The sequence below is a fragment of the Dyella sp. LX-66 genome (assembly GCF_018599165.1).
GTDB classification, from domain to species: Bacteria; Pseudomonadota; Gammaproteobacteria; order Xanthomonadales; family Rhodanobacteraceae; genus Dyella_D; species Dyella_D marensis.
Genome location: NZ_JAHFVJ010000010.1, coordinates 45,742 through 61,400, shown reverse-complemented (window position 1 = coordinate 61,400; position 15,659 = coordinate 45,742). Strand labels below are relative to the sequence as shown.

The 15,659-nt window shown below is 67.1% G+C and carries 10 protein-coding genes; all 10 read right to left on the bottom strand.

The genetic code is table 11. From position 1 onward, the window contains the following. Nucleotides 1-494: 494 nt before the first annotated feature. Nucleotides 495-1,019, bottom strand: a complete 525-nt coding sequence (locus tag KK141_RS17620; protein ID WP_214571083.1) for an SRPBCC family protein — start codon at nucleotides 1,017-1,019, stop codon at nucleotides 495-497. Between the two features lie 73 nt (nucleotides 1,020-1,092). Further along, a complete protein-coding gene (locus tag KK141_RS17615; protein WP_214571084.1) occupies nucleotides 1,093-2,247 on the bottom strand; it encodes a CoA transferase in 1,155 nt (384 codons plus the stop codon). 108 nt (nucleotides 2,248-2,355) lie between these two features. Then, nucleotides 2,356-4,179: a beta-L-arabinofuranosidase domain-containing protein gene (locus KK141_RS17610; protein WP_250901850.1), complete on the bottom strand. Its 1,824-nt coding sequence runs from the start codon at nucleotides 4,177-4,179 to the stop codon at nucleotides 2,356-2,358. Nucleotides 4,180-4,181: 2 nt separating this feature from the next. Continuing rightward, nucleotides 4,182-6,368, bottom strand: coding sequence for an SUMF1/EgtB/PvdO family nonheme iron enzyme (locus KK141_RS17605; protein ID WP_250901837.1), 2,187 nt, complete (start codon nucleotides 6,366-6,368; stop codon nucleotides 4,182-4,184). Nucleotides 6,369-6,395: 27 nt separating this feature from the next. Beyond that, nucleotides 6,396-7,325, bottom strand: coding sequence for a ribokinase (locus KK141_RS17600; RefSeq protein WP_214571085.1), 930 nt, complete (start codon nucleotides 7,323-7,325; stop codon nucleotides 6,396-6,398). After that, nucleotides 7,322-8,569, bottom strand: coding sequence for a serine hydrolase domain-containing protein (locus KK141_RS17595; RefSeq protein WP_214571086.1), 1,248 nt, complete (start codon nucleotides 8,567-8,569; stop codon nucleotides 7,322-7,324). The genes KK141_RS17600 and KK141_RS17595 overlap by 4 nt, the downstream gene beginning before the upstream one ends. Nucleotides 8,570-8,604: 35 nt before the next feature. Beyond that, nucleotides 8,605-10,851 (bottom strand): TonB-dependent receptor, encoded by a 2,247-nt coding sequence (locus KK141_RS17590; protein ID WP_214571087.1) that lies wholly within the window; start codon nucleotides 10,849-10,851, stop codon nucleotides 8,605-8,607. A gap of 287 nt (nucleotides 10,852-11,138) precedes the next feature. Continuing rightward, a complete protein-coding gene (locus tag KK141_RS17585; RefSeq protein ID WP_214571088.1) occupies nucleotides 11,139-12,020 on the bottom strand; it encodes a LysR substrate-binding domain-containing protein in 882 nt (293 codons plus the stop codon). A 145-nt stretch (nucleotides 12,021-12,165) separates the two neighbouring features. Then, nucleotides 12,166-14,535, bottom strand: coding sequence for a sodium:solute symporter (locus KK141_RS17580; protein WP_345777577.1), 2,370 nt, complete (start codon nucleotides 14,533-14,535; stop codon nucleotides 12,166-12,168). A 62-nt stretch (nucleotides 14,536-14,597) separates the two neighbouring features. Beyond that, nucleotides 14,598-15,452 (bottom strand): CoA ester lyase, encoded by an 855-nt coding sequence (locus tag KK141_RS17575; protein ID WP_214571089.1) that lies wholly within the window; start codon nucleotides 15,450-15,452, stop codon nucleotides 14,598-14,600. Nucleotides 15,453-15,659 lie beyond the last annotated feature (207 nt).

The window sequence follows — 15,659 nt, the reverse complement described above, 5'->3', positions numbered from 1 at the left end:
TGGGATGGGGGAGCGCTGCGCACAATTACGAAATTGAATGTTGGGATTAACGTTTCTTCGTTTGCGGTTGCCACATGGATCGTGGCAAATGGGGGTTTTTGGGTGTTTTTTGGGGGGTGGGGGTGGCGCGGTTTGGCCGCTTATGCAGCGGGCATTTCGGGCGCCTGCCGGCGCCCGAGTCACTTTTTCTTTGCTGGCCCAAAGAAAAAGTAACCCAAAAGAAATGGCCTGAGAGCCAAGGCTCGCGACGCGACTAGAACGAGCAGTGGACGGCCGCGGCAACGGATTAACCAGAGTCGACACGAGCCGGAGTGCGTTTTCGTGACGCGTCCTTCAACGTGCCGTCGCCGAGAGGATGTTCAAGGACCGAGGCCGGCTTTTGCTCTTCGTTCCTGAGTACCTCACGCCATCACCCCTCTCCCCTCCGGGGAGAGGGCAGGGTGAGGGGCCGGGCTTGCCACGGGGTATGTACCGAAGGCTGGGCGTAAGTGCTCTTAGCCTTCCGCGACTGCCCTCAACTTCTCCAGGCCCACCTCAAAATCCTTGCCTACCATTCGATCGAAGTTGAACACCAGGCCCATCAGCTTCGACATGAAGGGGCTGGGGCCTTGCATGGTCCAGGTGATGCGGGTGCCGGTGGTGGTGGGTTCGAGGAGGAATTCGGCGGTGTTGTGGGCTTTGAAGGGTTTGAAGAAATCGAGTTGGATCGCGATGCGCGAGGACGGGGTGGCCTCGAGGATTTCCATGCGGCCGGTGCCGATCTGCTTGTTGCCGTCCCAGGCATAGATCGCGCCGCGGCCGTGGGGGGCGCCGCTGTAGTCGCGGCGCATGGCGGGGTCGCGTTCTTCGTAGGGCGACCAGGTGCGCCAGCGGTGGAAGTCTTCGATCAGGGGGTAAACGCTTTCCGGCGGGGCGGCGAGGGTGGCGGAGCGTTCGATGCGGAAGTGGTCGGGGCGGCCGGCGGCGATGGCGAGGACGATGGCCAGGGCGATCACCAGGACGGCGAGGACGATAAGCATGGCGGGACTCCTTGCGAGGATCAGGGTAGTTTGGCTGATCGACGAATGGCGCCGGCGGATTTCGACATGCTGCCTACTGCGTTTTCTTCACCTCGTCGGTGTGCTGGCCCAGCATCGGGGCGGCGAACGGCTCCGGGCCGGGGGTGCGGCCGAATTTGATGGACTGGGCGACGCCGTGATAGCGGCCGACCACGGGGTGTTCGATGGTGCCGACGATGCCTTCGGCCAGCACCTGCGGGTGTTCGAACATGTCTTCGATGCGGCGGGCGGCAGCACTGGGGACTTCGTCGCCGAACAGGGCTTCCCAGGCCAGCGCGGTGCGGGTCGCCAGGGCCTGGTGCAGTTGCGGGAGGATCTCGGTGGCGTGTTCGGCGCGTTTGCGCACGGTGTCGTAGCGGGGGTTGTCGGCCAGGGCGTCGAGGCCGGTCTTCTCGCATAGCGCGCGCCAGAAACGCGGCGTGTTGGCGGAGATATAGATGTGGCCGTCGGCGGTGGGGTGGATGCCGGTGACGCCGCCGGAGCGCATGTCGCGGCCGATATCGAGTGCCTCGCCTTCGGCCCAGATCAGGCGGGCGGATTGCATGGTCAACGCGGCACGCAGCAGCGAGACGCCGACGAACTGGCCCAGGCCGCTGCGTTCGCGTTCATACAGTGCGGAAGAAACGCCTGCGGCGAGCAGTGCGGCGGCGTAGTAGTCCACCACCGATCCATAGATGATTTCCGGCGGGCCGCCGCGCTTGCCTTGCAGGGCGCACATGCCGGTCATGGTCTGCAGCACCTGGTCGTAGCCGGCCTTGTCGCGCATGGGGCCGGATTCGCCATAACCGGTGACGGCGCAGTAGATCAGGCGCGGGTTGATGGCGCTGAGCTGGTCGAAATCGATGCCCAGCCGCTTGGGCACGCTGGGGCGGAAGTTGTGCACCAGCACGTCGGCATCGCGCACCAGGCGCAGCAGCACAGCGTGGTCGGCGGGGTCTTTCAGGTCCAGCACCATGCCGCGCTTGCTGCGGTTCACGCCGAGGAAGGCACGGCTTTCGGTGGGCAGCGTCGACGGATACTGGCGCAGGTTGTCGCCACCCGGCGGCTCGATCTTCAGTACGTCCGCGCCCTGGTCGGCGAGCAGGGTGCAGGCGTACGGGCCGGCGATGTACGCGCTCAGGTCGAGCACACGGATGCCATGCAGGGGACCGCGCGCCGCGCCGGCCGGATCAGGTGGGGTGCTTTCCATACGCCGCGAGTCCGCGTGATTCCTGGTGTCGTGTCGCCGCTACTTTGCGCCGGGGCCGCGCGTGGAAACAGGCGCGCTCGATATGTTCTGTCAGCACGATCGCTTGCTTCACCGCAGCGTCTCCGGCGCGAGCTGCATCCACGTGAGCCGCCAGGCGCCGTCGGCACGGCCGCCCGCGCGGTAGTAGGGCTCGAAGCGCAGCGGTGCGCGCTGCAGCGGGCGCAGTTCCAGCAGCGGCGCGGCATCGCCTTCTTCCGGCGGCAGCACGGTGAGCCAGTCGGTGGGGTCGCTGGTGGGCAGGCGCAGCGTTTCTTCGGTCTTGAAGCCGTCGATCAGGCCGGTGGCATAGACCAGCGGACCGCGCGTAAGGCCCAGGTATTCGAAACGCAGCACCTGTTGCAGCACCGGCTCGCCGTCGGGCGCGCGCGACTCCTGCACATTGCGGTTGACGGCGCGGTGGACGCGCGCGGCCATCGGGAAATCCAGCATCACTTCGTCGCCGTCCTGCCATTCGCGTTCGATGGCGGCGTAGCGTCCTGGCGTGGCGGCGATGGATTCGCCGCCGACACGGACCCTGGCGCCTTCGGCCCAGGAAGGGATGCGCAGTTTCAGCAGGAAGCGCGCTGACGACGACATGTGCAAACGCAGGATCACGCCGCCGTGGAAGGGATAGGCGGTGCGTTGCTCCAAGGTGATTTCGCCGGCACCAGGCCATTCGAACGAAGCGCTGCCGGGTCCGTAGATATTCACCGCCACGCCGCGCGCATCGCTCGCATAAGCCACGCCAGGCAGTTCTTCCAAGGCCATCGCGCCGCTGGATTTGCAGCAGCGCCAGTAGGTGGTGTGCACACGCCGGCCATTGGGGAAGACGTAGTAGCACCAGTCCTCGCCATTGGGCGCCTGCGCGCCGAGCAGGTCGTTATAAGCGGTGCGTTCGATTTCCTCGGCGTATGTCGGATCGCCTTCGACCGCCAGCAACTCGCGGTTGAGCTGGATCCACGCCAGGCTGGAACAGGTTTCGACATAGCCATACGGACTGAACGAACCCGGCGCGTTGAACACCTCGCGCGAGCGATGCGCCACGCCGCCCCAGGGGCCGCCGCCCAGCGTCAGGTGCTGCGTGCGGATGCTGGTCCACATGCGATGCAGCGCATCGCGATACGCCGCCTCGCCGGTGGCCTTGTACAGCTTGGCCAGGCCGACCAGGTTCCAGGCGAGCTGGTAAGCCTTGCCGGTGGCGATCTCCGCGGCATCGGCGCCAGCCTGAATGCGCGGCAGCAGCGCCAGGTCGCGGTGGGCATTGGCTTGTGCCAGCACCAGCTTCGCCAGCTCCAGGTAGCGCGCCTCGCCGGTGGCGGCATGCAGTTCCATCGCCGGATCGAGCAGCACCGTGGCCGACAAACCGAAGTGATTGCCCAGCTCGGTGATGTCGATGCCGCCTTCGGTCAGCGTGTGCCAGCACAGGTCGCCGATGCGCCGCGCGGCATCGAGCCAGCGCGGTTCGGCGAAGTGCCGATGCGCTTCCAGCAGGCCGAGAACCAGATAGGCATGCGTCCAGATATCCCAGGTGCGCACGCTGGGTTCGCCATTCCAGCTCGGCGGCTTGGGCGGCTGCGGGCGCATGAAGCGGCGCTCCGGCGCATAGGTGCCGAGGTAGCCGTCCGGTTCCTGCACCGACACCAGGAAATCGGCGACACGGCGCAGGCGCGCGGTCAGCTCCGCATCGCCGCTGCGCGCCGCGGCCTTGGCGGTGGCGTACAGCCATTTGCCGGCGTGTTCGCCATACCAGTCGCCTTCGGTGTTCTGTGCGCGCCGCCCGGGCGCGAACAGGGCGATGGCGGGACTGTGTTCGTCGATGATGAAATGCGACAGGCGGCCACGTGCATTCGCGGCCAGCGCTTCGCCGAGCAGACCCTCCAGATGCACGGCCATGCTCACGAGGCATCCACCACGCAGCGAAAGCCGATGCAGCCGGAGCGGTCCTTGCCCGGCGCCATCAGCAGGTACTTGCCGTGCTGGTCCAGCCGGTACGCCTGCGGGAAATACCAGTGCGACGTGCGCGGCTGGTAACTGCTGCCGCCGCGCAGCACGGCGGCGCGGGTGTGCTCGTCGAGATACTCGTCGGTCCATTGCCATACGTTGCCGACCAGGTCGAGCAGGCCGAACGGACTGGCGGCCTCAGGATGCGCGTCCACGTCGTCCGGCGCACGCAGCGTGCGGCCGCGGTTGACGGCGGGCACCTTGCTTTCATCCCACGCGTTGCCCCACGGATACAGGCGGCCATCCGCGCCCTGCGCGGCGTACTGCCACTCCCACTCGTGCGGCAGGCGCTTGCCGGCCCACGCGGCGTAAGCCCGTGCATCCTCGATCGACACCCAGGTCACCGGCTTGTTGTCCCAGCCGGCCGGCGGCGCACCGTCGATCCAATGGCGCAGGAAATGGTGCGGATCGGCCGGCGTCCAGCCGCTGGCCCGCAGGAACGCCTGGAACTGCGCGTTGGTCACCGGCGTGCGGTCCATAAAGTACGGCTTCAGCTGCATGCGGCGGCGATGGCCGCGGCGCGGTGTGTTTTCCCAGGGATACTGCACGTCGTTGCCGGCCCAGGTCTGGCCTTCGATCTCGATGCCGCCGACGGCGAAGTCGAAGTCGCCGCCGGGGATGGCGATCATGCCCTCGGGTGCCGCGGCGGCCGGCGCCGTGGCCGCGATCGGGCGCAGCTGCTGCGGCAACGGCTGCCACTGGGCGGAATAAGCGCTTAAGGGTGTCGCCGCGAGCCCGCGCATGCGTGCGAGGAAAGCATCGAGTCCGTCGATCGACGCACCCGGCGCCAGCGCCAGCACGGCGCCGAACCCGCGTGCCTCCAGCGCGAACGACAGCACGGCGCGCCCGTGCTCGATGCGCGGCTCCAGCGCCACGCCATGCCACGCGTCGAAGTAGCGCGTGCCTTCGCGGTGCGGCACGGCCAGCTGCTCGCCGTCGACGTCGTACTCGTGCCGGTTGACCAGATTCCACACGGTGTAATCGGCCAGCGGAAAGCGCGAAGCGAACACGCCATGCTGCAAAGTGCGCTCATACGGCCGCCATTCCATGCTCACCATCGCCGGCGCGAACTGCCGCTCGATCGCCGCGATGCGCCGCAGCGATTGCGCATCGCGCGGCGTGAGCTGGTTCCAGATGCCCCACACGTTCTCCCAGGCGTTGTAGCCCACGCCATTGAAGAAGATGTACTGCAGGTCGTGGTTGCGCTCGCGCCCCCAGCGGTTCTCGTAGTTGATCATGTGGCGCGGTTCCAGCCACTTGAACTTCGCCACCGGCGGCACCGCCTCGTTCGGCGCCTTCTTGCCCCAGCTCTGCACGTTCCAGATCAGCTGCTCCTCGGCGCTGATGGTGGACTCCGGCTGCAGCACCACCGGGCGGCCGGCGGCATCGCAGGCGTCGAAGAAGGCCCGCGGTACGCCGTTGTAAGTGTCGCCGTTGAGGCCGTCGGCGCCCACCGCTTTCACCAGCTCGGCCGCCGCCTCCCAATCGCGCTGGCCTTGTTCGCGCGTGCCGTTATCCCACGGCATGGTGGGCAGGAACACGCACACGCCGCGGCGGTGGAAATCCGCGACCGCGCCGCGCAGGCCGTCGAGGCCACCGGGCAGGTCGCGCGCCAGGTCGAACTGGTTGCGGTCGTCGACGCCGATATTCGGGTAGACGTACCACAGCAGCACGCTGTCGATGCCGCCGTAGCGCTGCTCCAGATCGTCGAGGTAGCGGTCCACCGTGTAGCGGCAGGCCTGGGGATCGTAGAAGTAGCGGTCCTCCACCATCATCTGCGCGTGGACGAAGTTGCGCTGCGCCCATTGCAGTTCGGGGCGGCGGTAGTTGGCGTCGTCGTAGCCGATACGGGTGAGATGTTCGCGGCGCCAGTCCTTCAGCTCGGCGATCCAGTCGTCGGCGGTGCCGTCCACATCCATCTTCCAGTGGCCGATCTCGGCGAACGGCCAGCCCGGCGCCTTGCCCGGCGTGGGCAGGTAGCGGCCGGTGGTGACGTGGGAGAACTTGTACTCGGTCTTCACCGGCGGCGGGTTGGCGTCGTCGGCGTCCACGTCGTGCGGCTGTTCGGAGGAAGGCATCATGGGAAGCGTGATCGGTAAGGAAGGGAATCAGGCGATGCCGACGTAGGCGGCGAGCGCTTCGGTCGCATCGCCGGGACGCGCCGCCAGCAGCCGCCGCACTTCGTCCTGCCGCGGCACGCCAGTCTGCGCACCCAAGCGGGTGCAGGCTAGCGCAGATGCGGCACAGGCGCGGCGCAACGCGGCCGGATACGGCAGGCCCAGGCTCAGGCCGGCGACCAGGGTGCCGCAGAAGGTATCGCCGGCGCCGGTGGTGTCGACGGCATTCACGGCGAAGCCCGGCTGCAGCAGGTACTCGCCGCCCACCCGCGCGCAGCAGCCGCGCGCGCCGAGAGTGACCACCACGGCAGGAGCGTCCAGCGCGTCGAGGCCGGCGCCGATGCCTTGCCTGCCGCTGATCGCCGCCAGCTCGCCTTCGTTGACGATCAGCAGCTGGCAGTCGCCCAGCAGGCTGCGCGGCAAGGCCTGGGCCGGCGCGGCGTTGAGCGCCACCTGCACGCCGGCGCGGCGTGCCGCGCGCGCCCAGGCTTCCACCGTGGGCAAAGGCGTTTCCAGTTGCAGCAGGAGATGGCTGACATCAGCCAGCGGCGGCAGATGCTCCGGCAACAGCCGGGCATTGGCTCCGGGCGCCACGGTGATCGCGTTCTCACCGTCGCCCGCGAGACAGACGAAGGCGACGCCGGTGGCCGTGCCGCGCATGCGCACGATGTCGAGCCCGACGCCGGCCCCGCGCAGCGAGGCTTCGATCGGCGCCGCATGCACGTCGTCGCCCAGGGCCAGCAGCATGCGCGTCGGCGCGCCGCCGGCACGCACGCAGGCCACCGCCTGGTTCGCGCCCTTGCCGCCGGGAAAGGTGGCGAAGCCGTTGCCGAGCACAGTCTCGCCCGGCGATGGCACGTGCGGCGCGCGCACCACGAAATCCAGATTGGCCGAGCCGGCCACCAGCACGCCGCGCTTCATGGCTGCAGCGCCTGATAGACCAGGGCGTAGAAGCCGCGGCTCAGGCGCGGCAGGTCCTTGGCCGCGTCTTCGCGCGGCAGGTGCTGCAGCAGCAGGATGGCGAGCAGGTCTTCGTGCGGATCGATCGTGTAATACGTCGACGCGGCGCCGGACCAGCCGAACTGGCCCGGCGAGCCAGGCTGGCCGCGCCGTGCCGGATCGAGCACCACATAGCCGCCCAGGCCGAAACCTTCGCCCGCATTGAACTGGTTCACCGGCGGGTCGAGCATGGTGAGGTGGTTGCGCAGCATCAGCTCCACCGTCTTGCGGCCGAGCACGGTGTGGCCGTCCAGCGTGCCGTGGTCGAGCAGCATCTGCGCGAAGCGGGCGTAGTCGGCGGCGGTGGAATACAGGCCGCCGGCACCGCTGGTGTAGGCATTCAGTGGCGCGCCGGGATGCACGGCGCTGGGACCATCCGCGATCCGCAGCTTGCCGTCCTCGCCCATGCTGGTGATGTCGATCACCCGGGCACGCTTGGCTTCCGGCACCGCGAAGCCGGTATCGCGCATGTCCAGCGGCTTGAAGATGCGCTCCTGCAGGAAGCGCTCGAAGGATTCCCCGGACACCACCTCCACCACCCGCGCCGCCAGCTCCAGCGAAGCGCCGTCGTAGCCGAAGCGCGATCCGGGATCGGCGGCCAATGGCACGCGGCTCATGCGTTCGGCGAAGCCACGCAGATCCTGTGCGCCATGCGGATCGATGCTTTCCATCCGCTCGACCGCGGCCTCGTCGCCCTTCAAACCTGCCGGATAGCCTGCGGTGTGCGTCAGCAACGCATGCAAGGTGACCGGCCTGGCGGCAGCACGCTCGCTGCCGTCGCCCATCAGCACTCGCGGATGCTCGAAGCCCGGCAGATAGCGCGACAGCGGATCGTCCAGCGACAGCTTGCCTTCTTCCATCAGCATCAGGACGGCCACCGTGGTCACCGTCTTGGTCATCGAATAGATGCGGAAGATATCGTCGCGGCGCAGCGGCTCGCGCCGGGCCAGATCGCGATAGCCGTACGCCTGCCAATCGACGATGCGGCCATGCCGCGCGATCAGCGCCACCGCGCCAACATAGCCATCGGTGCCCGTCGCATCGCGCAGATAGGCATGCAGGCGCTCCAGCCTTTCCGCCGAGAAGCCCTCGTCCTTCGCCACGGCAAAAGGCAACAGCCCTTCCGCCGCCATCGCCGGCACCGCGCACAAGGCAACGGCCGCCATCAGGACGGCCCGTCGCCCATGCGCCAACCACCTCGTCACAGCGTGACGGTGTACGTCAGCGAAGTCATGCGCCCGCGGCCCGCCCAGTAATTCTGGTAGCCCGCCAGCTGCGACCAGCTGAGGATGTACTGCCGGTTGAACAGATTCTCCACGCCCAGCGACAGCTTGCCGTGCTTGCCGAGGTCGTAGTTCACGCCCAGGTCGAACAGGGTGTAGCCCTTGGTCTGTTCTGAGTAGCTGAACTGCGCGCCGTCATAAGCGCGCGTGTCCTGGCCGGACACGTGACGGCTGAACAGCGTGGTGAAGCCCAGCGTGGCATCGGCGTTGGGCAGGAACTTCCACGTGGCCGCCGCCGCAAACTTGTCGGGATTGATATCCAGCACGCCCAGCGGCTTGTTCAAGCCGCCCGAGCCATAGCGCCCGGCCGGATCGGCCGACCAGAACGCGGTCTTGCCGCGGATATGCGAGTACAGGCCGGTGATCTTGAAGTCCCGGTCGAAGCGCCATTCGCCGGTAACTTCGGTGCCTTCGATCCGCACGGGCGCGCGGCTGAGGATGAAGTCGGTGGTATGCGGATCCACCGCCAGCGAGGAACCGAACGGCGACTTCGACACATAGTGGGTGGCGCCGAACGCGCCATGCTCGCCATGCCAGTTGAAGCCGCCCTCGTAGTTCTTGAACACGATCGCATTGAGGTCGCGGATCTTGTCCACCGACTGCCCGGGCGTATTGATATTGCGCAGCGGGATGCCGATGTTCGGCAGGGTGAAGCCTTCGCTGTAGGACAGGAAGGTGGACCACTGGTCGTTGACGCGCCAGATCGCGCCGAAATTCTTCAGCCCTTCCTTGTATTTCAGGCTGCCGCCCTGCACGAACACGCGGTTGCGGTAATACGTGGTGGTATAGCTGTTGACGGTGAGCTTATCGTCCTCGCGGCGGTAGCCCGCGCTCAGCGTCACCGGGCCGACATCCCAGGACAGCTGCGCATACGGCGCCACGCTCTTGTAGTTCATCGGCGGCACCCACAGGCGGTTGGTCAGGGCCAGGCGCTGCTGCGCCTGGTCCTTGCCGAAGTCGATGCCGGTGTGCAGCTCCAGGCCCGTGACGTTGAAGATGTCCGGGCGCGTCCACGAGGTGCGCAGTCCCTTCTTGTGCACCACGATTTCCGACTGGTCGTACAGCGTGCCGAGCGGGGCGATCAACGGATCCTGCTTGTCTTCGGTGTTCTCCGGCAGGTAGCGCATGGACTGGTCGGCCTTGTAGGCGTTGATGTCCAGGTAGCCGCCGAAGAACTTGTCGTTGGTGTATTGCAGCTGGTACTGCTTGAAGTCGTTGAAGGCATCCTTGGCGCCGAAGATATGCCCCTTCTCCGAGGTATTGGTGCGCGGCACCGCGCACGGCGGGTCGTCGGTGGGGCCGCGGCAGCCCAGCACCTGCACGTACTCGCCCTTGCCCTCGATGCGGAAGCGGCTGACGCTGGCCTGCAGGCGCTGCTCGTTGTCCGCGCCGAAATTGAAGCCGACCTTGGCGTACAGGTTCTTGGTTTCCGAATCGGCCAGCGAACCGCTGGTGTTCAGGCCGATGCGGCGGCCGTTGCCGTCGTAGCTGATGCCGCGGTCGATATACGAGGCCGCCACCAGCGCATCGAACTCCTGCTGCTTGTGCGAATAGGTGGCGCCGACCTTCCAGCCTTCGCTGTCGCTGTGGGCCTGGGTCTGGTAGCGCGTGGTGAGGGTGACTTCGTCGCCGTCCTTGGTCGGCGTCTTGGAAATGTAGTTGATGATGCCGCCGGCCGCGCCAATGCCTTCGGAAGCGGACGGACCGTTGATCACCTCCACGCGCCCGACGATGCCCATATCGGTAAACGTGCCGTTGCGCGTGCCTTCGCGCAGCGGCGAGCCCTGCGGCACGCCGTCGAACAGGCGCAGCGGAATGCGGCCGCGCAAGGTCTCGCCGGTATTGCTCATGGCCTGCGAGGATTCGGCATAGCCCGGCACCGAGCGCGCCAGCACCGCCGTCGCGTCCTCGGTCACCAGCAAGGTGTGCTGGATTTCTTCCTTCGATACCACGGTGATCGCGCCCGGGATCTCGTCGATCGCCTTGGGGCTGCGCGTGCCGGTGACGATCACCTGCTGCAGGTTGACCGCGTCATTGTCCTTGCTGTCCTTCTTGGTGCTGCTGTCGGCCGGCGCGGCGCCAGCGGCGGGCGCATCCTGCGCCGGCGCGCCGACGGCGTAGGCCAGCAGGATGCCGCTGATGGCGGCGGTGAGTGGCTTGATCATGTCTTGTCTCGTCTTGGTACCGCCTTGCGGCGGGTCGGCGCGCGTGGCGCGCCGGGGACGGTGCTTCGTCTTCGAACTGGCGACGCCCTCCCCCAGGCGTCCCGACGGCCCATGTCTTCTTATGCGAACCGCTTGCGGCGGCTGTACTGCAACCACGTTGGATTGCGAGCGAGCCTATGCGCTTCGCTGTCGGCGTAGAACCGTCGCGGACTATGTTCAGAGGCTAGTTTTTGTTGCTTACGAAGGAAGCGGATGTATGCGGCGTTGCAGCACGCAACGTGCTTGCCTCAGCGCAGTCTGGCCTGCATCGCCTTGCGGCTTTCCTGCAGCAGCACGGTGACCAGGCGCACGCGCACGCTGGAGCGCGACCACACGATGCCGATGCGCCGCGGCACCGCGGGGTTGGGCAGCGGAAGGCGCGCCAGCTGCAGGCCTTCCGGCCACGGCTGCGCCCAGTCCGGCACCAGAGACACGCCCAGGCCGCGGTCGACCATCACGGCGATCGCATTGAGTGCGTTCAGTTCGAAGCGTTCGCGCGGCACGATGCCGTTCGCGCGCAGATAGTCGTCGGCCTGGCGTCCGCCCCACTGGTTGCGGTCGTAGCGGATCAGCGGCTGGGTGGCGAGCAGCTCGTGCGGATCGCGGCCGGCCATGCTTTTCGGCGCCAGCACGATCAGCGGTTCCTCGCGCAGCAGCAGCCATTCGCAGGTCTTGGGCAGCGGGAACGGCGCCTGCAGCACCACCGCCGCATCGAGGTCGCCCGCTTCCACGGCGCGATACAGATCGACCGAATAGCCGGGCTTGATGAAGACGTTGATCCGCGGGAAGGCGTCGACCATGCGCGCCAGCACGTCCGGCAGCATGCCGGCCAGCGCGGTGGGACAGGCACCCAGGCGCAGCTCGCCCGACACGGCGCTGTCGTTGGCCACGCTGCGCAGGTCGGAGACGCTGCGCAGCAGTTCGCGCGCGCGTTCGAGAATGCGCGAGCCTTGTTCGGTGACGCTCACCGTGCGGCCCACGCGCGCGATCAGCGTGGCGCCGAGTTCACGCTCCAGCGTGCGGATCTGCTGCGCCACCGCTGCCGGCGTCACGTTGAGCACGCGCGCCGCCGCCGCCATCGACCCCTGGTCGACGACGGTGACAAAGGTATTCAGGAATTGCGTTTCCACGTGCCGCCCTCATCGGTCTTGCCCCCGAGGGAACGATGGGAGAGCGCCTCAGCATCCGTCAAGAGTCGTAGGTTGGGGTGAGCGCAGCGAACCCCAACATGGCCAGGCGCCTCGCATCGTTGGGGTTCGCTGCGCTCACCCCAACCTACGCCGGACGGTTCGGTTTGCGGGAATAGATGGTCAACCCCTCCAGCGAACGCGTCGGCGCCGGAAACAGCAGGCTCGCCAGATAGCCGATCACGATGCACAGCAGGATGGAGATGGCCAGATAGAAATACGGATGCACCAGGTGGAAGGACCAGGCGATCAAGGTGAGCACGATGCTCGAGGCGATGCCGATCGCCACGCCGGGCGAGTTCGCGCGCCGGGTGAACATCCCCAGCGTATAGGCACCCGCAAAGCCTCCTCCCAGCAAGCCCGCCAGTTCGATCGATACGTCGAACAGCGAGTGGATATCGAAACGCGACAGCAGCAGCGCCGTGGCGATGCCGACCAGACCCACCGCGACCGTCATGATCTCCGCCATCAGCACGCTCTTCTTCGGCGAAGGGTTCTTCACCAGCTTCTCGTAGAAGTCGACTGAGATCAGCGTCGCCACGCTGTTCATGATCCCCGACAGCGTCGCCATCGCGGCCGCGAAGATGCCGGCGATGATCAGGCCGGTCACGCCCATCGGCAGTTCCGCCGCGATAAACAGCGGGAAAGTGGCATCGATGGGCAGCAAGGGATTCAGGCGGTCCGGGTTGTCCTTGTAGAACACGAACAGCGCCGTGCCGATCAGATAGAACACGAAGCCACCGGGGATCATGATCGCGGCGAACATCCAGATCGAACGGCCCGCCTCCTTGTCCGACTCAGTCGACAAGGTGCGCTGCATCAGCACCTGGTCCTTGGGGAAGGTCAGCACCACGTCGAACAGCACCAGGAACAGAAAACCCCAGACCGTCGCCTTGGTCAGGTCGAAGCTGAAGTCGAGCAGGTGCATCTTGTGGTTGGCGGTGGCGGTGTGCATGAACTGCCCCACTCCGCCATGCAGATGCCACACGATAAAGCCGATCACGAACAGCGCGCCGCCCATCTTCACCAGCACCTGCACGAAGTCGGTCCAGATCACCGCCTTCATGCCGCCCATCGCGGTGTAGACGATGGTGAACGCGCCCATCATCACCACGCTCAAGCTCACGCTGATGCCGGTGATGGTGGCGATGGCCAGCGCCGGCAGGAACAGGATCACGCTCATGCGGCTGCCGATCTGGGTCACGATGCACAGCGCGCTGGCCAGCATGCGGATGGCCGGATGGAAGCGCGTTTCCAGATACGAGAACACCGACATCAGATCGAGACGGCGCAGCAGCGGCACGATCCACACCGCCACGAAAGCCAGGCCGAGCACGGCGATCAGATTGTTGGTGAGGTAAGTCCAGTTGCTTTCGAAAGACTTGGCGGGGATGGCGATAAAGCTGATCGAGCTGGTATTGGCCGCATAGAGGCTTACGCCCGCCGCCCAGAACGGAATGCTGCGGCCGCCGACGAAGAAGTTCGCGGTGTTGTTGCGCTTCTCGCGCAGATAGAAGTACAGGCCGATGCCGAACATCGCGGCGAGATAGACCAGGATCACCACCCAGTCCAGCCACTTCAGCAGGAGCTTGCCGGACTGCAGCTGCGCAGTGTGGATAGCGTAGCCGGCGCCGTCGCGCTGGGCCCAGGTGAAGCCGTCTTGAGATGCGGCCATCAGCGCATCGTTCGCCGGTTGTGCACCGGGCAGCGTGGCCCAGGAACCGGTGATGCCGTGGTACGTCATCGGGCGCGCGCCTTCCGGCGTGCCGACCAGATAGAGCAGATGGGCCTGGCCCAGCGCGCGCGGGGTGGCGGGTAGCAGCGTGCCGGGAACGGTGGTGGCTTCGGTCCAGCCTTTCGTAGCCGACCAGCGCAGCAGTTGCTGTTTGCCGTCGTGCGCGACGGCGACGAACAGGTTGGAGCCTTGCGCGACCAGGGATAGCGCCGGCGAGTTGCCGGGCCATGCGGGAATATCGGTCCATCCGGCGCGGGGATCGGCAGGATTCGCTCGCCATGCGCGCGCCTTGCCGTCGACCGTGCCGGCAACGAACAGCGCATCGGCGGAAACGGCGCCGTGCGGATCCGCCAATGCCGCCGGCAGCGCGGGGAGTCCAGTCGCGTCGAAGCGATCGTTGCGCAGATGCAGTTCAACCAGGGCCGTGCGTCCCTGCTCCTGCCACAGCAGATAAGCGCGGGTGCCATCCTGGATCAGAGACACGGCGTTCGGTGTCGCCGCGGGCCATGCCAGTGCGAACCAGCGCTTGCCTGCCGCGTCGAGCCGCCATGCCTGCCCCTGCCCCACCGCCACGGTCTGCCCATCGATCACCGCCATGCCGACCAGCGCTTGCGCGGTGGCCAGCGGCGGCAAGTCCGCGGTTCGCAGCGGCGTCAGGCTTTCGGCATGCAGCGGCAGCGCCAGCAGCAGCCAGGCCAGGCAGAACAGGCACAAACGGAACACGTGGCGCCGGGCCTCTCGATACGGTCGTCGCGGAACGGATTCCTGCGCCGGGCGCGCCGCCGTCACGGCTTGTGCGCCGCGGCGAGCAGCGCCTGCGCCCGTTTCAGGAATGGCAGGTCGACCATCTTGCCATCGACCATGAAGGCGCCGCGACCCTGGTTGCCCGGCTCGCGCGCGGCTTCGACGATGCGGCGCGCGCTTTCCATCTCCGCCTCGGAGACGGCGAACGCTTCGTTGGCCAGCGCCACCTGGCGCGGATGGATGCAGCTCTTGCCGAGATAGCCGAGCCGGCGCGCGAGCGCGGCTTCGGCACGGTAGCCGTCGCTGTTGGCGACGTCGGCATAGGCGCCATCGAGCGCAAATACGTCCGCCTGCGCCGCGGCCATGCGCATGGTGAACAGCACCGACTGCACATTGGCCAGCTCGTGCCGCTCGATGCCATACGGCTCGAACATATCCGCCAGCCCCAATTGCAGCCCCGCCACGCGCGGATGCGCGCCGGCAATCGACGCCGCCCGGGCCAGGGCACGCGGTGTCTCGATATTCACCAATAGCCGCGTGCGTCGCTGCCAGCCGCGCGCCGCTTCCACCCGCGCGATCATGTCCACCGCCGCGCGCACCTCCTCGGCGGATTCGATCTTGGGCAGGTTGATCAGGGTGACGCCGTCGCCCACCACCGCTTCCACGTCGTCGTTGAAGTAAGGGGTGGATGGCGCATTGGTGCGCACGATCATCAGCTTGGGCGATTGCCGCGCCGCCTCGGTGGCAAGGAAGGCCGCGACGGCGGTGCGTGCGGCGCCCTTGAGTTCGGGCGTTACCGAATCTTCGAGGTCGAACGACAGCGCATCGGCCTCGCCGGCCAGCGCCTTGGCGAACAGCTCCGGCCGCCCTCCGGGGACGAACAGCTTGCTACGCATGGAGGGTCGGCGGCGGAATCGGCATGCCCGTAGTGTGCGGCAGCGATCCCGTGCGATCGGTACAGCGCGGGCTTGTTCAGACGATAGGGATGCTATCGATTCGCCGCGGTGCGGCATGGCGGGCGTACTCGCGACGCCCCCTGACCACCGTCATTCCGGCCCGCGCCGGAATGACGAGCGTGGCCGCGGGTGCACTGCACCCGCGGC